This window comes from [Pantoea] beijingensis, assembly GCF_022647505.1.
Lineage (GTDB): Bacteria > Pseudomonadota > Gammaproteobacteria > Enterobacterales > Enterobacteriaceae > Erwinia > Erwinia beijingensis.
Genome location: NZ_CP071409.1, coordinates 2352055 through 2375201 on the forward strand (window position 1 = coordinate 2352055; position 23147 = coordinate 2375201).

Here is a 23147-nt window from a genome sequence, read left to right on the forward strand (position 1 = left end):
CTTACCCGTTCAGTGCTGCTACTGCCCGCTTAACACGCGGGCTGGATCGATGCGGCTGGCACGGCGGGCCGGATACCAACTCGCCACCAGGCTTAGAAGGATTGCCGTGGCCAGCACCGATATGACATCCACCCAGTGAAGTTCCGACGGCAAAAAATCAATAAAATAGATATCGCCAGAGAGAAAATGATGGCCAAGTAACGTTTCAACTCCACGAATAAGGCCTGTCAGGTTTAACGCCGCCACCACGCCGACCACCACACCGCTGATACTACCCAGCAAACCTGTCATCAGGCCATACCAGACAAAGATGGCACGAATCAAGCCATCTTTCGCCCCCAGCGTACGCAGCACCGCAATGTCGCCACTTTTATCTTTCACTGCCATCACCAGCGTTGAAACGATATTAAAGCAGGCCACGCCGATCACTAATATCATCGCCAGATACATGATGGCGCGGATCATTTGGATGTCTCGATACATATAACCGTAACTGCCAATCCAGTTGCGCAGTGAAACATAGGCATCGGTAACCTCGCCAGCATCACGCACCAATTGATTCGCATTAAACGGGTCGTTCATCTTCAATGCAATACCCGTGACGTTGTCACCCATACCAAGATAATGCTGCGCATCTGCAAGCGGCACCATGGCCAGGCTGTGATCCAACATGCCACTGAGTTGTAAAATACCGCTCACCTGCAAACGAATACGCTTAGGTTGCAAGAGCTTATGGTCAGCATCACTGTTAGGGATCATTACGGTAAGCCAGTCCCCCTGTTTCAGGTTGAGCGATTTCGCTGCTCCGCTACCGATAATAATCTGCTGCTTATCCGGCTGGAATTGAGACCACGCGTTATTCTGAACAAAACGGGGTAAGGCACTAAGATGCGTTTCCAGTTGAGGATCGACGCCTTTAACCTGAATGGCTTGCAGTTTCGTGCCGCTCTCAATCAGCCCGGTGAAGTTAATATAGGGTGCGGCGGCCAGAATACCCGGAACGTTTTCCACTCGTCTCAGTACGCTTTTCCAGTCTGCGAATGGCTGGTTAATCGGCTCAATTTCACCGTGCGGTACAACGGCCAGGATACGATTGTTTAATTCCCGCTCAAATCCGTTCATGGCACTTAATCCCACTATCAGTACCGCAACACCTAATGCAATGCCGACGGTAGAAATCACTGAAATTAACGACACCATACCGCCACGACGGCGGCCACGACTGAAACGCAGGGCAAGCAAAAAACTTAACGATGACGGCATTACAACGCTCCTGCCAGCGTAAGTTCATTGCTAAGCTGGCCGTCGCGCATCTCCATCTGCCGATTCAGGCGCTTTGCGAGATGCATATCATGAGTAACCACGAGGAAAGCCGTCCCCTGTCGTACGTTCAGTTCGCCCAACAGGTCGAAAATGGCATCAGCGTTGCGTGCATCAAGGTTACCCGTGGGTTCATCGGCAAGTACCAGCCGGGGATTGTTCACCAGTGCCCGGGCAATAGCCACGCGCTGGCGTTCACCTCCGGAAAGTTCGGAAGGACGATGCATTGCACGTTTTTCCAACCCTACAGCCGCCAGCATCGCGCGCGCGCGCGCCTGTGTTTCGCCTTTATCCACTTTGCCGATCAGTAGCGGCATCGCCACATTCTCCAGTGCGGTAAAATCCGGCAACAGGTGATGGAACTGGTAAATAAAGCCCAGTTCCCGATTACGCAATTCCGCTTTTGCGGAAGATGACATTGCATTCAGCGATTTACCATTAAAGACCACGTCACCTGAAGTGGGTGAATCAAGGCCGCCTAACAAATGCATCAGCGTACTTTTACCGGAACCGGAACTTCCGACAATCGCCATCATTTCGCCCGGCTGAACGCTAAAAGAGACATTGCGCAACACATCGGTCTGCACGCTGCCTTCCTGGTAGCGTTTGCACAGATCGTTACACTGCAACAGGATCGAATTACTCATAGCGTAAAGCCTCAGCGGGTTGTACGGCGGCAGCGCGCCAGGAAGGATAAAGCGTTGACAGCAGTGCGACGGCCATCGCCGTTAATGCAATAACAATCACCTGCCAGGGTGAAATTGCGACCGGCAACGCGGCACCATCGAGAAAGAGGCCAATAACTGGCATCAAATTATTCAACTGACTGGCGAGTAGCACACCGAGCAGCGTCCCCAGTAGCGCACCAATAATACCGGCGCTAGCGCCCTGCACCATGAAAATCAACATAATTTGACGGCGGGTTAAACCCTGAGTTTGTAAAATGGCGACTTCACCCTGCTTTTCCATAATCAGCAGACCAAGCGAGGTGATGATATTAAACGCCGCCACGGCAACGATCAGGCTTAATAGTAAGCCCATCATATTTTTTTCCATGCGTACGGCCTGAAATAACTCCCCTTTGCGCTCGCGCCAGTCTTTCCATACCAGCCCCTCTGGCAGACGCTGCTGGCTGAGGGTATCGACGTCCAGAGGTTTATCCAACCACAGACGCCAACCGGTAATATTGCCGGCCGGATAACGCATTAAACGAGACGCATCTTGCTGATTAACCAACATCTGGTAACCATCAACTTCACTGTTAGCGGCAAAGGTACCAATAATGGTAAACAGACGCTGGCTTGGTAGACGCCCCATAGGGGTAAACTGACTGGCAGAAGGCACCATCAGCCTAATGCTATCGCCGCGCCTTACGCCGAGCTGCCCCGCCAATTGCTCGCCGAGAATAACATTGTACTGTCCGGGCTGCAGATCGCGCTGTTTGACATTCACCAGCCAGGGTGTGAGAGGATCTTGCTCATCGGGATTCACGCCAAGCATCACGCCAACGGCCACACCGCGGGCGCTTTGCAGCACCACATCACCGGTGGTTAGTGAAGCGATACGCTTAACGCCCTGCAGCTTCAGGTCGTTCGCAGGGAGCTTCTGAGGATTAATGGATCCGTTATCGCTGGTCACCAGCGCCTGCGGCATCAATCCAAGAATATTGCCTTCCAGCTCACGCTCGAAGCCGTTCATCACTGATAGCACGGTCACCAGGGCCAACACGCCGAGCGTGATGCCGATGGTAGAAAGCCAGGAGACAAACCGGCCGAAGCGGTCTGACGCTCGTCCACGCATGTAGCGCAGACCGATAAATAACGCAACAGGTTGATACATGTCGTCCGTCTTGTGGCGGTTACTGAAGCTAAGTAGTGAGGGATGATAAAGGAGCGGCCCGCTTTATGGAACCACTAAGCCACTGACTCTGCGGGAAAGATGAACATGGAGGCATTCCCGCCGCGTCGAACGGACAAAAAAACAGCAAATTGCCAGCGAACAATACATCCCCTTCTCCCCATTAGTGGTAAACAAAGCTATCACAGTAGGTGATCCTCGCCCCGTTCTGTGGAATCATTGTGCCAGGCATTTAATGAAGAGAACGTCGAACCGACTATGTCAGAACAGACCCGCTATTCCCTGCCAGAGAAAGCCGGCGATCAGCGCCAGCTTGGACAGCTTACCGGCGCGGCTTGTGCCGTTGAATGCGCTGAAATCGTGGAGCGCCACCGTGGCCCTGTCGTGCTGATTGCACCTGATATGCAGAGTGCCCTGCGTTTGCAGGATGAAATTCAACAATTTACCGATGAACCCGTCATGGGGTTGGCCGATTGGGAGACGCTGCCCTTCGACAGCTTTTCACCCCATCAGGAAATTATCTCCTCACGACTTTCCACACTTTATCAATTACCGACGCGGCAACGGGGAATCCTGATTCTGCCGGTCAATACGCTGCTGCAGCGTGTTTGTCCACACAGTTTTTTGCACGGGCATGCTCTGGTGATGCAGAAAGGCCAGCGCCTCGCACGCGATACACTGCGCCGTCAGTTAGAACAGGCAGGCTACCGTAACGTCGATCAGGTCATGGAGCATGGCGAGTTCGCCACGCGCGGAGCGCTTCTCGATCTCTATCCGATGGGAAGTGAACAGCCTTATCGTATCGACTTCTTTGACGATGAAATCGACAGCCTGCGCCTGTTTGACGTTGATTCACAGCGTACTCTGGAAGAAGTTGACGCCATTAACCTGCTCCCCGCCCATGAATTTCCTACCGATAAAGCCGCGATAGAACTGTTTCGCAGTCAATGGCGTGAAAAATTCGATGTGCGCCGCGAAGCAGAGCATGTTTACCAGCAGGTCAGTAAAGGCACACTGCCCGCCGGTATTGAATACTGGCAGCCGCTGTTTTTTGATAAACCCCTGCCGACCCTTTTCAGTTATCTCCCTGATAATACGCTGTTAGTGAACACTGGAGATATAGAAAGCAGCGCCGATCGCTTCTGGCTGGACGTCACCTCTCGCTACGAAAACCGCCGTATTGACCCCATGCGGCCTTTACTGCCGCCCGAAAACCTGTGGCTACGTACAGATGAATTACACGCAGAACTCAAGCGCTGGCCACGTATCCAGTTAAAGGATGAGATGCTGGCGTCTAAAAGTGCGAATACCAATCTCAGCTATACGCCCCTGCCCGATCTGGCTGTGCAGGCGCAAGCCAAAGCACCGCTGGATAACTTGCGTCACTTCCTTGAAGATTTTACTGGCCCGGTGATTTTTTCCGTTGAAAGCGAAGGCCGCCGAGAAACGCTCCAGGAGTTATTGGGCCGTATTAAGGTCAATCCCGTCGTGATCCAGCGTCTGGATGAGGTCGGACAACGCGGAAATTACCTGATCGTTGGCGCTAGCGAACGTGGTTTCATTGATGGATTACGCCAGCGCGCGCTGATTTGTGAAAGCGATTTACTGGGCGAACGCGTTAATCGTCGGCGGCAAGACAACCGCCGCACCATCAATCCGGATGTGTTGATTCGCAATCTGGCCGAATTACACGCGGGCCAGCCCGTGGTACATCTGGAGCATGGTGTTGGCCGCTATATTGGTTTGACTACGCTGGAAACCGGGGGAATAACGGCAGAATATCTGATGCTCGCGTATGCCGGTGATGCCAAGCTGTATGTTCCCGTCTCTTCACTACATCTTATCAGCCGCTATGCCGGCGGTGCCGATGAAAACGCCCCTCTGCATAAGTTAGGCAGTGATGCCTGGTCGCGCGCGCGGCAAAAAGCCGCCGAAAAGGTGCGCGATGTTGCAGCCGAACTCTTAGATATCTATGCCCAACGTGCGGCAAAAGCGGGATTCGCCTTTAAGCACGATCGCCAACAATATCAGCTGTTTTGCGAAAGTTTCCCGTTCGATACCACTCCCGATCAGGCACAGGCTATTAATGCGGTACTGAGCGATATGTGCCAGCCTCTGGCTATGGACCGCCTGGTCTGTGGCGATGTTGGCTTCGGTAAAACCGAAGTCGCCATGCGCGCCGCCTTTCTCGCCGTCGAGAATAACAAGCAGGTCGCGGTTCTGGTGCCGACCACGCTGCTGGCGCAACAGCACTTTGATAACTTTCGCGATCGTTTCGCCAACTGGCCGGTACGAATTGAAATGCTCTCCCGCTTTCGCAGTGCAAAAGAGCAGTCGCAGATCCTTGAACAGGCCAGCGAAGGCAAAGTCGATATTCTGATCGGCACGCATAAACTGTTACAAAGCGAGATTAAATGGCGCGATTTGGGGCTGTTAATTGTTGATGAAGAACATCGCTTTGGGGTTCGTCACAAAGAACGCATTAAAGCCATGCGCGCCGATGTGGATATCCTGACCCTCACCGCCACACCGATTCCTCGTACCCTGAATATGGCAATGAGTGGCATGCGTGACCTGTCGATCATCGCCACGCCACCTGCCCGTCGCCTCGCGGTGAAAACGTTTGTTCGCCAGTATGACGATATGGTGGTGCGTGAAGCGATGCTGCGTGAAATTTTACGTGGTGGCCAGGTCTATTATCTGTATAACGACGTGGAAAATATCGACAAAGCCGCACAGCGCCTGGCGGAACTGGTACCGGAAGCACGCGTGGCCGTGGGACACGGACAAATGCGGGAGCGCGATCTGGAACGCGTGATGAACGATTTTCATCACCAGCGGTTTAATGTCCTGGTTTGTACCACCATCATCGAAACCGGGATTGATATCGCTACCGCCAATACCATTATCATTGAACGAGCCGACCATTTTGGGCTGGCGCAGTTGCATCAGTTGCGCGGGCGCGTAGGCCGCTCGCACCACCAGGCGTATGCCTGGCTGCTGACGCCGCATCCCAAAGCCATGAGCAGTGATGCACATAAGCGTCTGGAAGCGATTGCTTCACTGGAGGATTTAGGCGCTGGCTTTGCACTGGCAACGCACGATCTTGAAATCCGCGGTGCCGGTGAGTTACTGGGCGAAGATCAGAGCGGGCAGATGGAAACTATCGGTTTCTCGCTGTATATGGAGCTGCTTGAGAATGCCGTCGAAGCCCTTAAAGAGGGACGGGAACCCTCTCTGGAAGACCTGACCAGTAATCAAACTGAAATTGAGTTGCGGATGCCTTCGCTGTTACCTGAAGCGTTTATTCCCGATGTGAATACGCGCCTCTCCTTCTATAAGCGTATTGCCAGCGCTAAAGACGAAAGTGAGTTGGAGGATCTGAAGGTTGAGCTCATCGATCGCTTTGGTCTGTTGCCCGATCCTGCCCGCAATTTGCTGGACATTGCGGCACTGCGCCTGATGGCACAACGAATTGGGGTACGTCGCATTGAAGGCAATGAGAAAGGTGGTTTTATTGAGTTTGCCGAGAAAAACAAGGTCGATCCTGGCTGGTTAATTGGTCTGCTGCAGAAAGATCCTCAGCACTGGCGGCTTGACGGACCCACACGGTTAAAATTCATCCGTGATTTAGCTGAGCGTAAACAGCGGATGCTGTGGATACGCGAGTTTATGGGAAAAATGCTGGAGAATGCAGCCTGAATAATTCGGGCTACAACGCGGCGGCAGGGCCATGCATTCTCGGGAGCTTACCTGAGTAAGCGACCAGGATGAATGAGTGCAGCCAACAAAGTTGTAGCCCGAAGTATGACGGGAAATTACGCCTGATTATTTAGCACCAACTGCCCATTCCGATCTAACGGAATACGCGTGCCGGGATCGTTTTCCATTCGTACTTTGCCCTGCTGATCGCCAATTTTATAGGTCACATCGTAGCCGAGCATTTTTTCCTGTTTATCATAAACCGTTTTACAACGCTGTTCAGTGGTGGTGTAAGTATCACGATCCTGTAGCGCACCCTGTACCTGGTTGCCGCCGTAACCGCCTGCCAGTGCGCCAGCAACAGTTGCCACATCGCGCCCGCGTCCCCCACCAAACTGATGGCCTAAAACGCCACCGGCTACGGCACCCAATACGGAGCCAGCAATACGGTTTTCATCCTGAACCGGACGACGATGCGTCAATGTGATATTACGGCATTCCTGCCGTGGATTTTTCGTGGTTTGTTTGATTGGTGTGGCGGAAAGAACCTGCGCGTATTGTGGACTGTTATTGAAAACGCTACCCGCAACAGCCGCAATACCTAACGCAGCCGCGACACCGATACCTACACCCGCTAACATTGATTTGTTCACAGGAAAATCCTCCTGATAGTGTTACCGCGCATTCTTGCCCCTGCATATGCCCTTGCAGTCCAGCATACTCGGCGTGCGCGACGCGCCGTGGTAGTCGAGGAAAATTTTGCCGAAGGTTGCACAACGGAACAATCAGACAATCGGACGAAAAACGCCAATTGCGTATAAGTCAAACTTTTTCAGAGAGTTCTTACCCGGGGACTTTACAGCGGATTAATCAGAGGAATTTACCGTAAAGAGGCAAATTACCGATTGGCAGGAAGAGAGAAAGCAAGAGCGGGCATTCAGACAACATAGTCATTAGCCCGCGCTTCTGATTTAGTGCAGTTTCAGGCGAGGACGAATAACCCGATTAATACTGCCTACCAGCATCATCAAGCCGGTTTTGCAGTAGCCATGCAGCGCCACCTGATGCATGCGGTAAAGGGAGATATAAACAAAGCGTGCAACACGCCCTTCTACCATCATAGAGCCACGCATCAGGTTACCCATAAGGCTACCCACGGTGCTAAAGCGCGATAAAGAAACCAGAGAGCCATGATCTTTATATACATAAGGCTTCAGGGTGTGGCCTTTCATTTGCGCCATAATATTGTCCAGCGTGCGTGATGCCATCTGGTGTGCCGATTGCGCACGTGGCGGAACGAAACCTCCGGAAGGTAATGCACAGGAGGCACAATCGCCAATAGCGAAGATATCCGGGTCGCGTGTGGTCTGCAGGGTATCGGTGACGACAAGTTGATTAATCCGGTTCGTTTCCAGGCCGCCAATCTCTTTCATAAAATCGGGAGCCTTGATGCCCGCCGCCCATACCATGAGGTCCGCCTCAATAAACTCACCGGATTTGGTATGCAAGCCGCCAGCATCAGCACTGGTTACCATAGTTTGCGTTAACACCCGCACGCCTAATTTATTCAGTTCCTGATGCGCCGCGGCAGAGATACGCGGCGGTAACGCTGGAAGAATGCGCTCTCCCGCTTCGACCAATGTCACATTCAGCGCCTGGTTATCAAGCCCTTTATAACCATAGCTGTGAAGCTGTTTCACCGCATTATGCAGCTCGGCTGATAACTCAACGCCGGTCGCGCCGCCGCCGACAATCGCAATATTGACTTTGCCCTGTTCACCACCGCTGACGGAGAATTTAAGGAACAAATTCAGCATTTCATTATGGAAACGCTGTGCCTGCCGCGGGTTATCGAGAAATATGCAATGGTCTTTAACACCCGGCGTACCGAAATCGTTGGAAGTGCTCCCCAGAGCCATGACCAGCGTGTCATAAGGCAGCTCGCGCTCGGGCACGAGTAACTCACCTTGCGCATCGCGGATTTCCGCCAACTGCAATGTTTTACTGTCACGGTTAAGATTGGTTAACGTGCCAAGCTGGAACTGGAAGTGATGGTTACGCGCATGCGCCAGATAACTTAAGGCATCAATGCCTTCATCAAGGGAGCCCGTTGCAACCTCATGTAATAAGGGCTTCCACAAATGGCTGTGATTACGATCAACCAGCGTAATTTCAGCCTTTTGCTTACGGCCCAGCTTATGTCCAAGCTGGGTTGCCAGTTCCAGCCCGCCGGCACCGCCGCCGACGATGACAATTTTTTTCATTGATGTAGTCAAAAGACCCCCTCAAAATGTGAACCAATAGTTAATTAAAAGTTAAATAATATCCTTAATTAACATCAGGTTGGATAATTTAAATCGGTATCTGAGAGGGAGAATAACATGCTCAGGTTATTTGGTTATACCAAAATTGATCTACATCAATTTTTCAGACATTTTGACTTATCAAAAGGACTCTATTTGTACTGCGGATGACCAGGCAGGGCCGGTCGGCGTCGGCTCTGCCCCCCTCCGCGCCCTCTTACCCCATGGTTTTAAATGCCTTAATTCTCTGCAGATGCGGCGAGATATTTTTAAATTTATGCGTTTGCTCCTCGTCCCACACGATTTCATAGTAACTGTGTAGTTCAGCAGAAATACGCTGACTATCGAGTACCTCATCATGGCGGGAAAGCAAGGCCAGACAGCGATCACGATTCTTTTCGCGAAAGTTGCTAACGCATTTAGTCGCAATATCCAGGTACTCTTCCGGTCGATCAATTTTCCCTGACATATTCTCAAAGGGAAACAGATTAGGATTGAAGATCACCTGACGGATATCACAGAGAAAACCAATACGTTCAGCCCAATATCCGCCTAACCCAACGCCACAGATCAGTGGGCGTTCATCAACGTTGAGCTGTAACATTTTATCCGTCTCTTTCAACAGATGCTGCATATCATGTTTCGGATGCAGCGTGCTATAACTCAGCAGACGCACATCAGGATCGATAAACTGCAGTTGCAGCACCTTCTCGTGATTGCCCGGACTCGTTGAATCGAAACCGTGTAAATAGACGATCATCGTTATCCTCGCCTTTAATGACGCTTTATCAGGCCGACATCCCTTGCGTTTGGCCGTTACCGGCCAGCTTCGCCCGATGCTTTATACGCCAGCCACCGTTCATGCAATGCACTGAGCTCGCGATTCGCCGCTTTCCAGCGCGGTGATTGCAAAAGCTGCTGACGAGTGAATGAACCCTGATGATACAACCTGCGAACGCGCTCGGCTTTGACCGGTGACAAATGATCCAAAACGCTGACGGCTCCTGCCCGATTGTTACATACCAGAATCATATCGCAGCCTGCATCCAATGATGCTTGTCCGCGTTCAGCATAACTGCCCATGATGGCGGCGCCCTCCATCGACAGATCGTCGGAAAAGATGACGCCATCATAGCCAAGCTCACCGCGCAGTATCGTTTTCAACCAGTGCTCAGAGCCACTGGCTGGACGCGGGTCAACTTGAGTATAGATAACATGCGCAGGCATAACGGCATCCAACACACTTTCATTAATCAATTGCTTGAAGATCTGCATATCATGGGCGCGAATCGTTGCTTCATCACGCTCATCACGCGGGGTTTCTTTATGCGAGTCGGCGCTGACCGCACCGTGTCCCGGGAAATGCTTACCGGTAGCCTTCATCCCTGCCTCATGCATACCCGCAATAAAACGGCGTGCCAGCGATAATGCCGTCGCAGGATCCTGATGGAAGGATCGCTCGCCAATTGCCGCACTGATGTGACCAATATCCAGTACCGGCGCAAAGCTGATATCGATATCCATTGCAATCATTTCTGATGCCATCAGCCAGCCTGCCTGCTGTGCCAGCTCACCAGCCACCTTCTCTTCATTTAGCGTCGCAAAGGATTGCATCGCCGGGAGAGTAGTAAAACCTTCACGGAAACGCTGAACACGCCCGCCCTCCTGATCAACTGCCACCACTAAGCGGCTACGTGATGCCTGACGAATCTGGCGCACTAATTCCCGCAGTTGTTCAGGGTCGTGATAATTACGGCTAAATAAAATCAGTCCGCCCACCAGCGGATGCTGCAAAATTTCACGTTCTTCCGCATCCAGTTCATATCCTGTAACGTCCAGCATTACCGGACCCGGCGTTGATAATTCCGTCATTAGTATTCCTCTTCAAAAGCAGAACGCCATGATAGGCGCATGCAAAATATTTTAGGATGGAGTAAGAAGATCGCCGTTACCGCATCCCCATTCGATATGGTTTATCACAGCATTTGCCAGGCCGTTCGGGCCTGCTGGTGCATCGCTTCATCCTGGCTTTGCTCTGCACGTAGCTGGAACCAACTGGCCATCAGTAAACGCAACCAGGGCTGCCAGCGGGTAAGTTGCCTGCGTAGTTGACGCTCATCCAGCTGGTTGCGTTCCGCATAGTCATATAGCAAAGCATCGCGCTGCTGCGCAGGAAACCCATTCGATGCTATCAGCGCGGCCAATTCCAGCGCGATATCCCCATCACCAGCATATTCCCAGTCAATCAAGCGTAACCCTTGCCGCGTGCTGATGAGGTTACCGCTATGAATATCCATATGAAGCATGGCAAGCCGCAGTGGCTGGGGTTCACCCTGCCGTTGAAGCGTCTGCAGGGCCCGTAGCCAACCAATGTGGCGATTCAGGCAAAGCTGCCAGTAACGTTCCAACATGGGCAATAGCGGAATCCGATAGCCGCTGAGCGGCTGGTGGTGGAGGTGCGTAATAAGCGACACCAATTCCGGCAATCGCGTCTGCAACTGCAGTTGAGTTATCTCCGTACCATCCAGCCATTCCATCAGCAACCATTGTCGATTGCGCCGTAATCCTCGTGGTGTCAGACCACTTGTCGCAAGCTTTTTTAGTAGGTTGAATTCACGCTGGCGGCTGATAAAAGGAATGGGTTGAGGGGCTTCTCGTCGGGCAAGGAATACCCGATGCTCAGATATGACTTTAGCGCTCAGCCCGGTGAGTCCAGGAAGCGTAATGACAGAAACGGCGGCCTGAGCCGCCGGTACTTGCTGTTCAATCAGCGTTTGCAGCGCAGGATCAAGGATGGATTTCACCGCTACCAGACCAGATTATTTCCCCCGTCTGCACTAGCATCAGTTGCATTCGTAAATCGGGTGATTTTACATCCCCTCGCGCATTACTATACAGCACATACTGCGCACCTACGTAACGCGCCAGACCAATCGCCTTGCTGGGTGATGCCAGGCTATCGTCCGCGGAAAGCCCCAGGGTTTGCTTTGCAACATTCAACTGTTGTGTAGAGACCAGTGTAAAAGTACCGTTGTTAGCCAGCGCGTTAGTGAGCGCAGCCGTTGCTTTCGACGTTTGCAAACTACCATTCGTGCTGTTCTTGATACGATCAACCAGTAGCACACTGCCCTGCGTAATACCATCAGCGCGCAACATCTGGGCGATCAGCGGTTGCACACTGCCATCCCAGTCAAGAGTACGAAGTTTTGGCGGCTGAGGAACTGATTCGGTTGGCGTTGGCGGCGGCTGTGTCGGTTCTACAGGCTGCGTGGGTTGCGCAGGTTCAACAGGTGCAGGCTGTTGCGTTTCCTGTTGGCGGTTAATACAGCCGCTCAGAATCAACGCCAGCAGCAGCACGCCGGATAGTTTATGCATACTTCTGATCAAAATATTCCCCTTCTTTTAGAGATAGAGATAAAGTCGCACTTTGCTGGCCGTCAGGTTGCCTATCTGAGAGGCAATTTCAACCTTCGCATGTGCAGGCACGACAATCATTTTAGGGCTTTCGAAGGGACGAATTTCCAGCCCTTTATCGTCATACCAGTAAAAACGATAATTAACCTGAACCGGCTTTTCCTGCTCATTATATAAAACCGTTGCGGCACGCTGCTGGCCGTCTTTTTCGCTGATAGCCGGCTCATCGGTGGTGATACCCGCAGACAATACCGATGATTCCATCACCAGTGACTGGGAGGTTGTGATCATCGGTTGTTCTCGGCTACAGCCTGCGAGCGTCAGCAGCGTGAGTCCTGCAACAATCATCCGCATAATGGTATCCCGGTGAGCAATCATTGAGAGAGCATAGGCCCAAGCGGGCGGCCCCCCACCAGATGCATGTGAATATGATAGACCTCTTGTCCACCATGCTGGTTACAATTGATGATTAAACGATAGCCGTCCTCGGCAATGCCGTCATCTTTTGCTATTTTCGCCGCAACGGTAATCATGCGGCCCAGTGCATGTTCATGTGCTTCAGAAACATCATTGGCAGTCGGTATCAGCACGTTGGGAATGATCAACACATGAGTGGGCGCTTTAGGGGAAATATCACGAAATGCGGTGACCAGGTCATCCTGATAGATGATATCGGCCGGGATTTCCCGACGGATGATTTTACTGAAAATGGTTTCTTCAGCCATGATGCATATCCTTAGCAGAGAGGTAAGTGATGGCAGTATGAGCGAGAAATTTGTTTACTTTCAACCTCCAGATACGTTTTCTTTTCTTAACTGGCGGTGTTTACGCCATTTCTTAAACAAAAACCGCGGTTCGCGCGTATTTTCGGGAAACGGCATCCGTGATGATGACGCCGACAGAAGATAAGCACGCCAGAGCACCTATATAAAAAAAGGGAGCTTTCGCTCCCTTCCGTCACACCCCTAATCCGGATTAATGATTACGGATGTAATCATCCATTTCAGTTTTAAGGTTGTCGGATTTCGTGCCGAAAATAGCCTGAACGCCGGAACCTGCGACCACAACACCCGCTGCACCCAGTTTTTTCAGGCCAGCCTGGTCGACTTTTGCAACATCGGCCACGCTAACGCGTAAACGAGTAATACAAGCGTCCAGATTGGTGATGTTCTCTTTCCCACCAAAAGCCGTCACCAGGTTACTTGCCATTTCGCCTGCCACGCCTGCAGTTTGTTCAACGGTGACGTCTTCACGACCCGGCGTTTTCAGATCAAACTTGGCGATCAGCACACGGAAGATAGTGTAGTAAATCAGGCCATAGATAATCCCGATAACCGGGAACAACCAAATTTTGCTGCTGTTACCACTCAGTACGATAAAGTCGATCAGACCATGTGAGAAGCTGGTTCCATCACGCATACCCAACAGGATACAAATTGGGAATGCCAGACCGGCCAGGATCGCATGAATCGCGTACAGCACCGGTGCCACAAACATGAATGAGAATTCGATCGGCTCAGTAATACCCGTTAAAAATGACGTCAGCGCAGCGGAGATCATAATACCGCCCACTTTGGCACGATTTTCCGGCTTAGCTGAATGCCAAATGGCGATAGCAGCTGCAGGCAAGCCATACATTTTAAACAGGAAGCCACCTGACAATTTACCTGCCGTTGGGTCACCTGCCATATAGCGAGGAATATCACCGTGGAATACCTGGCCAGCCGCATTGGTAAACTCACCAATTTGCATCTGGAAAGGGACGTTCCAGATGTGATGCAGACCGAATGGCACCAGTGAACGTTCCACTACACCGTAGATACCAAAAGCCACTACCGGGTTCTGATAGGCCGCCCACTGCGAGAACTCCTGGATAGCCGTCCCCACAGGAGGCCAAATAAAGGAGAGCACCACACCGAGGAAAATCGCCGTCAGGCCTGAAATAATCGGCACAAACCGTTTTCCGGCAAAGAAGCCCAGATACTCAGGCAACTTGATACGGTAGAAACGATTAAACATGTAGGCCGCGATAGCACCGGCGATAATCCCACCCAGTACACCGGTATCCGCCAGATGTTTCGCTGCAATTTCATCGGCAGGCATGTGCAGCACCAGCGGCGCGACAACCGCCATGGTTTTCACCATAATGCCGTAGGCCACAACGGATGCGAGCGCCGAAACGCCGTCGTTATTGGTAAAACCTAACGCGACACCAATGGCAAAGATGAGCGGCATGTTGGCAAACACTGAGCCGCCCGCTTCAGCCATCACATTCGAGACGACCGCGGGTAACCAACTGAAGTTTGCTGAACCCACGCCCAGCAGGATACCGGCAATCGGCAAAACCGATACCGGCAGCATTAGCGATTTACCGACCTTTTGCAGGTTTGCAAATGCATTCTTAAACATATTGTGGTGCTCCTGAGTATGATTGCTTTTTTATCGCGCAGTGCGCGTTGCAAAGGGGGGAGGATCCTTTGCGGGTGGAGCGTCTGAGCGCTCTCTGGATTTATTACGAAGAGTAAAATAAATCCATTTTATTTTATTTGATGGCTATCACGTTTCCACCATGGCGTCCTATTTTTTTAGGAGATATCTGACGGAAATCGTCAGGCCAGACGCTAAAAAAAGTGCATCTCCTTTTTTGAGGCGATGCACTTTACGATTTTTGGTTATTAATTACGAGCTGTAAAACAAATACTCCCGATTAACTAGCCGCCAAGCCGGGAAAGGGGAACATGAAATAATCTGGAAAAATTACTCGTGGTTGCAGCGGCGAATGTTTCGATATCCACCCCCTTTAATACCGCCATATACTCGGCAACATCCCGGGTCCAGGCTGGCTGATTCTCTTTGCCGCGATGGGGTACAGGAGCCAGATAGGGAGAGTCGGTTTCCACCAACATGCGGTCAAGAGGAACATAACGCGCGGCCTCTCGGAGCGCCTCTGCATTGCGGAAAGTGATAATCCCCGAGAACGAGATATAAAAACCCATATCAATGAGTTTGCCTGCCGTTTCACGATCTTCGGTGAAACAGTGTAATACCCCGCCACACCCTTCAACTTGCTCTTCCCGCAAAATCGCCAACGTATCATCACGCGCATCACGAGTATGGACGATAACAGGTTTATTTAATGCACGCCCAATGCGGATATGCTCGCGGAAAGACGCCTGCTGGCGTTCTCGCGTCTCTTTTTGATAAAAGTAGTCGAGGCCTGTTTCACCCAATGCGACCACGCGAGGATCTGCAGCCAGCTGTCGCAACTCGGCAAAGTCGTAATCTTCTTCCTGGTTCAGCGGATGAACACCGCAAGAATAAGCTACCTCAGGGCGGTCACCGATGAGTTGCGTCATCGCTTTATATCCCGGCAAGGTGGTGGCCACCGCCAGCAAAAACTTGACCTCACGCGCAGCGGCTTTTGCAATGACATCATCCAAATCCTGATGCAACGTTTGGTAATCCAGACTGTCAAGGTGACAATGGGAATCAACTAAAAACATAACGATTACTCTCTCATACATTTACCCAGCAACAGCCGGTTTGAATATGCGTTCCCAACTCAGTAGCTGCTCGGTTAATAACAGTTCACGATTTACCGCAACAATGTGCAACAACCTGTCGCGACACAGCATCCAGCTACGGACGCTGCTATCAATCACTTCAGCGGGCAGCCGCCGGGCAATTTGCTCGACCAGTGGAGCGCGATCGACATTAACAATAAAGTCACCACCGCCCTGTTGCCACTTTGAGGCATCGATGAGCAGGGCACAAAGCCAGCCTATCCGCATCGCAGCATCATCATGGTTCAGCACCAACAACAGGCTGAGAAGATCCTGCTGCAGCGCCTGTGAAAAGGTTGAGCATAACGCGTCGCGCTGCGACCATATTTTTTCGTCCAGTAACGCTAGCGCCGCCGCCGGTGCGCCGCCGCTTAGTCGCAGAGCAGCAATACAAGCCAGTTCTGAAGCCTGAGTCTGTTTGTGCAGCCAGGCCAGACTTTGCGCCTCATCAGGTGGAGACAGATGCCAGTTAAGGCAACGGCTGCGCAAGGTTGCCAGCAAACGGTGAGGCTCACGGCTGCTAAGGAAAAACCAGGTGTTTTTTGGCGGCTCTTCCAGCGTTTTCAGTAATGCGTTAGCCGCTGCTTCTGTAAGTTGTGCGGCATCAGGTAACCAGACAGCCCTGGCTCCGCCCTGTTGAGCATGATGGTAAAGTTTTTCGCTGACGCTGCGTACGGCATCCACGCCCAACGTACTTTTACCCTTCTCTGCCGCTAACAAGTACCAGTCAGGATGAGTACCAGCCTGCATAAGTTGACAACCATGACACTGGCCGCAACTCTTCAGTTGTTGCGGATGCTGGCACATTAACCAACGACTAATCCCCCACACCAGGGCATCATCGCCCATTCCCGGTAGCGCCTGGATCAGCAATGCATGGTGACCGCGCTGCTGCTGATATTGACTAATAATTTGGCGATAAGGTTGGTTAAGCCAGGGATACCAGTTCATCACGCCTGTTCTCTCAGCCACTGTTCCAGCACCCGAACAAGTGACAGCGTCACTTGTTCGATGTTTTTCGTCGCATCGATTATTTTAATTCGCGAGTCTGCAACGGCCAGTTCCAGATAGCGCTGACGAGTGCGCACAAAAAAATTCAGCGATTCTTGCTCAATCCGGTCCAGTGCACCGCGCGCACGCGCACGGTTCAGGCCAATTTCCGGAGTCACATCAAGATACAGCGTTAAATCGGGAGTAAAATCACCCAGCACGGTATCCCGCAGCGTCATCATAAGTTGCTGGTCGATTCCTCTGCCACCGCCCTGATAAGCCTGTGAGGAGAGATCGTGTCTGTCACCAATGACCCAGGCACCCCGTGCCAGCGCGGGTTTAATGACGGTATCAACCAATTGAACTCGCGCAGCATAGAGCATCAACAGTTCTGCTTTATCGGTGACCTGCTCACCTTCAATTCCCTGCTTTATCAATACGCGCAGGGTTTCGGCGAGCGGTGTTCCTCCCGGTTCACGGGTAAAAATCACGTCCTGGATACCATGCTGACGCAGGACTTCAACCACGCAGTTTCGCGCGGTGGTTTTTCCTGCCCCCTCAAGACCTTCAATGACGATAAATTTACTGTCCATTCTTTTCCTTCAGCGCCAGACGGTAAGCCTGCACGGCGCGGTTATGGCTGGCCAGATTGGTGGTGAAGGTATGCCCGCCCTTACCATCAGCCACAAAATAGAGATAATCACTTTTCAGCGGGTGTGCTGCCGCTTCCAGTGATGCCTTACCCGGCATCGCTATCGGCCCCGGCGGCAGGCCATTGATAATATAGGTATTATACTCGCTCGGCATCTCAAGATCTTTCCGCGTCAGCGTACCATTATACTTTTCACCCATACCATAAATCACCGTAGGATCGGTTTGCAGTCGCATGCCCAGCCGAAGACGGTTGATAAAAACGGAGGCGACTTTATTACGTTCTTCGTTAACCGCCGTCTCTTTTTCAATGATCGAGGCCATTGTCACCAGATCAGCTTTGCTCTTATATGGCAACCCGTCTACTTTATGGCTCCAGATTTCGTCCACCAACGCGACCATACGCTGATGCGCGCGCGTTAATAGCGCAATATCCGTAGTATTTGCGGTATATAACCAGGTATCAGGATAAAACCAGCCTTCCAGCGCCTCGGAGTTATCCAGCCCTAATGCGGTGGTAAGAGTCGTAAGCGGGTCATCAGCCAGCGTGTGCTTGATGTAAGGTGCGCGCCGTACCTCAGCCAACCACTCCTGTAAACGCAGTCCTTCGACCAGTCGAAGAGGAAACTGTGCCTCCTTCCCGCTGGCCAAAAGTAGCAACATTTGTCGTACGCTCATGCCGGGTTTCAGACGGTAGGTTCCCGCCTTAAATTTTGCCAGTTCGGGTTCCAGCTTGAGTAACACGCCAAACCACAAGCTGTTACTGACAATACGCTTATCTTCGAGCTGCGCTCCCAGCGAAACCCGCCCGGTACCGGCGGGTAGTGTGAAGAGCGTCTCCTGGTCAATCATCAATGGCGAAGCGGCAAACTGGCGAATCTGCCAGTAACACATGGCGATAATCAGCGCCAAAACAACTATCGCGCCCGCGATAATCTTTCGCTTTTTAGACATGTAGAATCCATACAATTAACAATGGGGGATTATCTGGTTGAACAACTGTCGGGATGAATAGGACCAGTCCCCAATTTGACAAACCGGCAAAACAGGCATTAATGCGTTACAAATCAGCACTTCACTGGCATCTGCAAGATGATTTAACTCTGCCCGAACCTCCTGACAAACATACCCTCGCGCCTCTAGTAGCGATATTATGTGCTGGCGCATAATGCCCTGAACCCCGGAAAAAGTGAGTTGTGGCGTAAAAACCTGGTTTCCTTTACGCCAGAACAAATTTGCCGCACAGCATTCCACCAGCTTACCTTCAGTGTCAAGCACCAGCGCTTCATCAGCAGCCGCCTGCTCAAACTGCGCACGAATCAGTACCTGCTCAAGCCGATTAAGGTGTTTGATACCCGCTAAAAGAGGGTTCATTGCCAACCGTACGGGGCTCACTACCAGCCGCGCTCCCGCATCACGAAGGTGAAGATAATGTTCAGGGTAAGGAGACAATGAAACAATTCGCGTCGGTTGCTGACAGCCCGTTGCACTGTAGCCTCGCCCTCCAACGCCGCGAGAAATAATCACTTTCAGTACACCCTCATGCTGGATGCTAGCTGCCGCGAGCATTTCGCCCTTCAGCGCCTGCCAGTCTGGGTCAGCGATCAACAACCGTTCACAACCCGATTGCAAACGCTTTAAATGCTCAGCCAGCAGTTCGATGCCGCCGTTACGGACGCGTGCAGTGGTGAAACAGCCATCGCCGAACTGAACGGCACGATCGCAGACACTGAGATATTCCTGCGCTTCACCATTGATCCAAAACATAACCTCACCTTTCGTGGTTTCTGCTGCTCGCCAGGATGACCTGCCTGATGAGGAACAATCATCCGAATACGCGCAGGAAGAGATATCCTTCTTAATTCTCGTTGTCGATTTGTCAGCTGCAACATGAATGATTCGGATGCAGAGATGAAAAAGGCCCGCAATTGCGGGCCTTCACTGGTCGACGCCGGTGGGTTATACCTTACGGAAAATCAGAGAACCGTTAGTGCCACCGAAACCAAATGAATTACACAGTGTATATTCCATATTGGTAACCTGCCGCGCCGTGTGCGGAACAAAGTCGAGATCGCAACCTTCATCAGGGTTATCCAGATTAATGGTTGGCGGAACAGCCTGATCGCGCAGTGCCAGAATCGAGTATATCGATTCGACAGCGCCTGCCGCGCCCAGCAGGTGCCCCGTCATGGATTTAGTTGAGCTAACCATGACGTTTTTAACTGACGCACCAAATACCGCTTTCACCGCCTGAGCTTCTGCTTTATCGCCCGCAAAAGTGGAAGTGCCGTGCGCATTCACATAGCCGATCTGCTCTGGCGAAATTTGCGCATCTTTCAATGCATTTTCCATAGCCAGCGCTGCACCCGCACCATTTTCTGGTGGAGAAGTCATGTGATACGCGTCGCTACTCATGCCGAAGCCAACAACCTCGGCATAAATTTTCGCACCGCGCTTTTTGGCATGCTCGTACTCTTCCAGCACCACAATACCCGCACCATCACCGAGCACAAAGCCATCGCGATCTTTATCCCATGGACGACTTGCTGCCTGAGGATTATCGTTACGCGTTGACAATGCTCGTGCGGCACCGAAGCCACCAATACCCAGTGGAGTACTGCCTTTCTCGGCACCACCTGCGAACATGACATCAGCATCGTTGTAAGCAATAATGCGCGCCGCATGTCCGATATTGTGCACGCCGGAGGTACAGGCTGTTGCGATTGAGATACTAGGGCCTTTGAGGCCAAACATGATTGTCAGGTGACCAGCAATCATATTCACAATCGTGGAAGGAACAAAGAACGGACTTATTTTCCGCGGTCCGCCTTTTACCAGCGAAGCGTGGTTTTCTTCAATCAGTCCTAAACCGCCGATACCCGAACCAATAGCAGCCCCAATGCGGCTTGCATTCTCTTCGGTAACGGTCAGGCCAGAATCCTGCATGGCCTGAATGCCAGCAACAATTCCATATTGAATGAAAGAATCCATCTTGCGTTGTTCTTTACGCGAGATAAATTCATCACAGTTAAAATCCTTTACTAAGCCAGCAAAACGCGTTGCGTAGGCACTAGTATCAAAATGGTCGATCAGGCTGATGCCACTCTGACCGGCAAGGAGAGCACTCCAGGTGGACTCTACGGTATTGCCGACAGGAGACAACATGCCAAGACCGGTCACAACTACACGACGCTTAGACACGTTCGTCCTCCAGGGAGGGAAAATATTGACACTATGTGGGACGTACAAATAAAACTCAGGCGGTCAAACGACCGCCTGATGATGTTCAATTAAGCCTGGTGATTATTGATATAATCGATGGCTGCCTGAACGGTAGTGATTTTCTCGGCTTCTTCATCCGGAATCTCAGTGTCGAACTCTTCTTCCAGAGCCATTACCAGCTCAACGGTATCAAGAGAATCAGCGCCCAGATCTTCTACAAAAGAGGCAGTGTTAACGACTTCTTCCTGCTTAACGCCAAGCTGCTCGCCAATGATTTTCTTAACGCGTTCTTCGATAGTGCTCATACTATTAAATTTCCTATCAAAACTCGCTTTCGCGATGGTTTTCGTAGTGTATAAAATGTTGAAAAAGATGCAACTAAATCCCGGCTGGTCAAACCACGATTTGACGCTATTTTGCGGCTTTTACCGCAAATAACGCAAATAATTTTCGCGATTATTAGACCATATACATTCCGCCGTTGACGTGCAGCGTCTCACCAGTGATGTAAGCTGCTTCGTCAGAGGCTAAAAATGCAACGGCATTGGCGATTTCCTGCGCGTCACCAAGGCGACCTGCAGGCACTTCCGCCAGAATGCCCGCGCGCTGATCTTCACTCAACGCACGCGTCATGTCCGTTTCAATAAAACCCGGAGCCACAACGTTAACGGTAATGCCACGAGACGCAATCTCACGCGCCAGTGACTTGCTGAAGCCGATCAAACCCGCTTTTGCTGCAGCGTAGTTTGCCTGGCCCGCATTACCCATGGTTCCGACAACGGAACCGATGGTAATGATACGACCTACACGTTTTTTCATCATTGCGCGCATTACCGCTTTGGAAAGGCGGAATACAGAAGTGAGATTAGTATCCAGGATATCCTGCCACTCATCATCCTTCATACGCATCAGAAGATTATCACGTGTAATGCCTGCATTATTGACCAAAATATCCACTTCGCCAAATTCAGCGCGGATATTTTCTAATACACGTTCAATGGAAGCCGAATCGGCAACGTTTAGCATCATGCCTTTGCCGTTGTCACCCAACCAGGCGCTGATATCATCCGCACCCTTTTCGCTGGTTGCGGTTCCCACGACTTTAGCGCCACGTGCTACCAGCGTTTCCGCAATAGCACGGCCAATGCCGCGGCTTGCGCCTGTAACCAGCGCAACTTTTCCTTCGAAGCTCATGTTATTCCTCAATCGCCGCTGATAGCGTAGCCGTGTCGTTAACCGCAGCGGCCGTCAGGGTGTCAACAATACGTTTCGTCAAACCGGTCAATACTTTACCCGGACCAACCTCAAGCAGCGAATCCACGCCCTGCTGCGCAATAAATTCAACGCATCCCGTCCAGCGTACCGGATTATATAACTGGCGCACCAACGCGCTACGGATTGCCGCTGGCGTAGTTTCGCATTTAACATCGACGTTATTTACCACAGGAAACTGAGGTGCATGAAACGTAATCGCGTCCAATGCAGCCGCCAGTCTGTCCGCTGCGGGTTTCATCAATGCGCAGTGAGACGGCACGCTAACAGGCAGTGGTAATGCACGCTTCGCACCAGCCGCTTTACAGGCAGCGCCTGCGCGTTCGACGGCTTCTTTGTTTCCGGCAATAACAACCTGCCCTGGAGAATTAAAATTCACCGGTGCAACGACCTGCCCCTGAGCTGATTGCTCACAGGCCAGTTGAATCGCAGCATCATCAAGGCCAATAATTGCCTGCATCGCGCCGGTACCTTCAGGTACGGCTTCTTGCATCAGCTTACCGCGCAATTCAACCAGCTTAATCGCGTCAGAAAAATCAATAACTCCCGCACATACCAGCGCCGAGTACTCACCCAGGCTGTGGCCTGCCATCATCAGTGGCGCTTTGCCACCCTTTTGCTGCCAGACACGATAAATGGCGACGGACGCGGCCAGCAGTGCTGGCTGGGTTTGCCAGGTTTTATTCAATTCTTCAGCGGGTCCTTGCTGTGTCAACTGCCACAGGTCATAACCCAGCGCATCGGACGCTTCACGAAAAGTGGATTCGATTAACGGGTGTTCAGCAGCCAAATCGGCCAACATGCCCACCGTTTGCGATCCCTGTCCCGGGAATACCATTGCAAATTGCGTCAT

Annotated in this window: 22 protein-coding genes; 1 reads left to right on the forward strand and 21 read right to left on the reverse strand. The window is 51.7% G+C overall.

Annotated elements, in window-relative coordinates:
* Nucleotides 1-18: 18 nt before the first annotated feature.
* The 3 genes from lolE to lolC are packed head-to-tail and all read right to left on the reverse strand — an operon-like array spanning nt 19 to nt 3159.
* On the reverse strand, nt 19-1263 hold the full coding sequence (gene lolE / locus J1C60_RS10635; RefSeq protein WP_128177431.1) for a lipoprotein-releasing ABC transporter permease subunit LolE: 1245 nt from the start codon (nt 1261-1263) through the stop codon (nt 19-21).
* Complete coding sequence (lolD, locus tag J1C60_RS10640; protein WP_128177433.1) at nt 1263-1967, reverse strand: lipoprotein-releasing ABC transporter ATP-binding protein LolD; 705 nt, start codon at nt 1965-1967, stop codon at nt 1263-1265. Before lolD ends, lolE begins: the two co-directional genes overlap by 1 nt.
* Nucleotides 1960-3159: a lipoprotein-releasing ABC transporter permease subunit LolC gene (gene lolC, locus J1C60_RS10645; protein WP_128177435.1), complete on the reverse strand. Its 1200-nt coding sequence runs from the start codon at nt 3157-3159 to the stop codon at nt 1960-1962. Before lolC ends, lolD begins: the two co-directional genes overlap by 8 nt.
* Nucleotides 3160-3435: 276 nt before the next feature.
* Here lolC and mfd point away from each other — a divergent pair, with 276 nt between their 5' ends.
* A complete protein-coding gene (gene mfd, locus J1C60_RS10650) occupies nt 3436-6879 on the forward strand; it encodes a transcription-repair coupling factor (protein WP_128177437.1) in 3444 nt (1147 codons plus the stop codon).
* A gap of 116 nt (nt 6880-6995) precedes the next feature.
* Here mfd and J1C60_RS10655 read toward each other — a convergent pair whose 3' ends face one another.
* The 18 genes from J1C60_RS10655 to fabD all read right to left on the reverse strand — a co-directional run bounded on the left by J1C60_RS10655 (nt 6996) and on the right by fabD (nt 23147).
* Complete coding sequence (locus J1C60_RS10655; protein WP_128177439.1) at nt 6996-7532, reverse strand: glycine zipper 2TM domain-containing protein; 537 nt, start codon at nt 7530-7532, stop codon at nt 6996-6998.
* Between the two features lie 318 nt (nt 7533-7850).
* Complete coding sequence (locus tag J1C60_RS10660; RefSeq protein WP_128177441.1) at nt 7851-9155, reverse strand: NAD(P)/FAD-dependent oxidoreductase; 1305 nt, start codon at nt 9153-9155, stop codon at nt 7851-7853.
* 244 nt (nt 9156-9399) lie between these two features.
* Nucleotides 9400-9942 (reverse strand): alpha/beta hydrolase YcfP, encoded by a 543-nt coding sequence (ycfP, locus tag J1C60_RS10665; protein WP_128177443.1) that lies wholly within the window; start codon nt 9940-9942, stop codon nt 9400-9402.
* Between the two features lie 56 nt (nt 9943-9998).
* Nucleotides 9999-11054: a beta-N-acetylhexosaminidase gene (gene nagZ / locus J1C60_RS10670; RefSeq protein WP_128177445.1), complete on the reverse strand. Its 1056-nt coding sequence runs from the start codon at nt 11052-11054 to the stop codon at nt 9999-10001.
* A gap of 104 nt (nt 11055-11158) precedes the next feature.
* Nucleotides 11159-11986, reverse strand: a complete 828-nt coding sequence (gene thiK, locus J1C60_RS10675; RefSeq protein WP_229655747.1) for a thiamine kinase — start codon at nt 11984-11986, stop codon at nt 11159-11161.
* Nucleotides 11970-12569, reverse strand: coding sequence for a penicillin-binding protein activator LpoB (gene lpoB / locus J1C60_RS10680; protein WP_128177447.1), 600 nt, complete (start codon nt 12567-12569; stop codon nt 11970-11972). Before lpoB ends, thiK begins: the two co-directional genes overlap by 17 nt.
* A gap of 15 nt (nt 12570-12584) precedes the next feature.
* On the reverse strand, nt 12585-12950 hold the full coding sequence (locus J1C60_RS10685) for a YcfL family putative periplasmic lipoprotein (protein WP_128177449.1): 366 nt from the start codon (nt 12948-12950) through the stop codon (nt 12585-12587).
* 20 nt (nt 12951-12970) lie between these two features.
* Nucleotides 12971-13321 carry a purine nucleoside phosphoramidase gene (gene hinT, locus J1C60_RS10690; protein WP_128177451.1) on the reverse strand — a complete coding sequence of 117 codons (351 nt, stop codon included), beginning with the start codon at nt 13319-13321 and terminating at the stop codon, nt 12971-12973.
* A 250-nt stretch (nt 13322-13571) separates the two neighbouring features.
* Nucleotides 13572-15005 (reverse strand): PTS glucose transporter subunit IIBC, encoded by a 1434-nt coding sequence (ptsG, locus tag J1C60_RS10695; RefSeq protein WP_128177453.1) that lies wholly within the window; start codon nt 15003-15005, stop codon nt 13572-13574.
* Between the two features lie 302 nt (nt 15006-15307).
* Complete coding sequence (locus J1C60_RS10700) at nt 15308-16099, reverse strand: metal-dependent hydrolase (RefSeq protein WP_128177455.1); 792 nt, start codon at nt 16097-16099, stop codon at nt 15308-15310.
* Between the two features lie 21 nt (nt 16100-16120).
* Entirely contained in the window at nt 16121-17110 is a 990-nt protein-coding gene (gene holB / locus J1C60_RS10705; protein WP_128177982.1) for a DNA polymerase III subunit delta', read from the reverse strand.
* Nucleotides 17110-17742 carry a dTMP kinase gene (gene tmk / locus J1C60_RS10710; RefSeq protein ID WP_128177457.1) on the reverse strand — a complete coding sequence of 211 codons (633 nt, stop codon included), beginning with the start codon at nt 17740-17742 and terminating at the stop codon, nt 17110-17112. The genes holB and tmk overlap by 1 nt, the downstream gene beginning before the upstream one ends.
* Nucleotides 17732-18754, reverse strand: coding sequence for a cell division protein YceG (gene yceG / locus J1C60_RS10715; RefSeq protein ID WP_128177459.1), 1023 nt, complete (start codon nt 18752-18754; stop codon nt 17732-17734). The genes tmk and yceG overlap by 11 nt, the downstream gene beginning before the upstream one ends.
* A gap of 15 nt (nt 18755-18769) precedes the next feature.
* A complete protein-coding gene (gene pabC / locus J1C60_RS10720; RefSeq protein ID WP_128177461.1) occupies nt 18770-19567 on the reverse strand; it encodes an aminodeoxychorismate lyase in 798 nt (265 codons plus the stop codon).
* Nucleotides 19568-19759: 192 nt separating this feature from the next.
* Entirely contained in the window at nt 19760-21001 is a 1242-nt protein-coding gene (gene fabF, locus J1C60_RS10725; protein ID WP_128177462.1) for a beta-ketoacyl-ACP synthase II, read from the reverse strand.
* Between the two features lie 89 nt (nt 21002-21090).
* On the reverse strand, nt 21091-21327 hold the full coding sequence (gene acpP, locus J1C60_RS10730; protein ID WP_013201680.1) for an acyl carrier protein: 237 nt from the start codon (nt 21325-21327) through the stop codon (nt 21091-21093).
* Nucleotides 21328-21481: 154 nt separating this feature from the next.
* Nucleotides 21482-22216: a 3-oxoacyl-ACP reductase FabG gene (gene fabG / locus J1C60_RS10735; RefSeq protein WP_128177464.1), complete on the reverse strand. Its 735-nt coding sequence runs from the start codon at nt 22214-22216 to the stop codon at nt 21482-21484.
* A gap of 1 nt (nt 22217) precedes the next feature.
* A complete protein-coding gene (gene fabD, locus J1C60_RS10740; RefSeq protein WP_128177466.1) occupies nt 22218-23147 on the reverse strand; it encodes an ACP S-malonyltransferase in 930 nt (309 codons plus the stop codon).

Excerpts from the sequence above, each read along its gene's own strand:
- J1C60_RS10700 (WP_128177455.1), bottom strand. The coding sequence starts at position 16,099 with ATGTTTTTAGTTGATTCCCATTGTCACCTTGACAGTCTGGATTACCAA.
- lolE (WP_128177431.1), bottom strand. The coding sequence starts at position 1,263 with ATGCCGTCATCGTTAAGTTTTTTGCTTGCCCTGCGTTTCAGTCGTGGC.
- lolD (WP_128177433.1), bottom strand. The coding sequence starts at position 1,967 with ATGAGTAATTCGATCCTGTTGCAGTGTAACGATCTGTGCAAACGCTAC.
- J1C60_RS10685 (WP_128177449.1), bottom strand. The coding sequence starts at position 12,950 with ATGCGGATGATTGTTGCAGGACTCACGCTGCTGACGCTCGCAGGCTGT.
- nagZ (WP_128177445.1), bottom strand. The coding sequence starts at position 11,054 with ATGACGGAATTATCAACGCCGGGTCCGGTAATGCTGGACGTTACAGGA.
- holB (WP_128177982.1), bottom strand. The coding sequence starts at position 17,110 with ATGAACTGGTATCCCTGGCTTAACCAACCTTATCGCCAAATTATTAGT.
- tmk (WP_128177457.1), bottom strand. The coding sequence starts at position 17,742 with ATGGACAGTAAATTTATCGTCATTGAAGGTCTTGAGGGGGCAGGAAAA.
- pabC (WP_128177461.1), bottom strand. The coding sequence starts at position 19,567 with ATGTTTTGGATCAATGGTGAAGCGCAGGAATATCTCAGTGTCTGCGAT.
- fabD (WP_128177466.1), bottom strand. The coding sequence starts at position 23,147 with ATGACGCAATTTGCAATGGTATTCCCGGGACAGGGATCGCAAACGGTG.
- fabG (WP_128177464.1), bottom strand. The coding sequence starts at position 22,216 with ATGAGCTTCGAAGGAAAAGTTGCGCTGGTTACAGGCGCAAGCCGCGGC.
- acpP (WP_013201680.1), bottom strand. The coding sequence starts at position 21,327 with ATGAGCACTATCGAAGAACGCGTTAAGAAAATCATTGGCGAGCAGCTT.
- ptsG (WP_128177453.1), bottom strand. The coding sequence starts at position 15,005 with ATGTTTAAGAATGCATTTGCAAACCTGCAAAAGGTCGGTAAATCGCTA.
- lolC (WP_128177435.1), bottom strand. The coding sequence starts at position 3,159 with ATGTATCAACCTGTTGCGTTATTTATCGGTCTGCGCTACATGCGTGGA.
- ycfP (WP_128177443.1), bottom strand. The coding sequence starts at position 9,942 with ATGATCGTCTATTTACACGGTTTCGATTCAACGAGTCCGGGCAATCAC.
- yceG (WP_128177459.1), bottom strand. The coding sequence starts at position 18,754 with ATGTCTAAAAAGCGAAAGATTATCGCGGGCGCGATAGTTGTTTTGGCG.
- hinT (WP_128177451.1), bottom strand. The coding sequence starts at position 13,321 with ATGGCTGAAGAAACCATTTTCAGTAAAATCATCCGTCGGGAAATCCCG.
- mfd (WP_128177437.1), top strand. The coding sequence starts at position 3,436 with ATGTCAGAACAGACCCGCTATTCCCTGCCAGAGAAAGCCGGCGATCAG.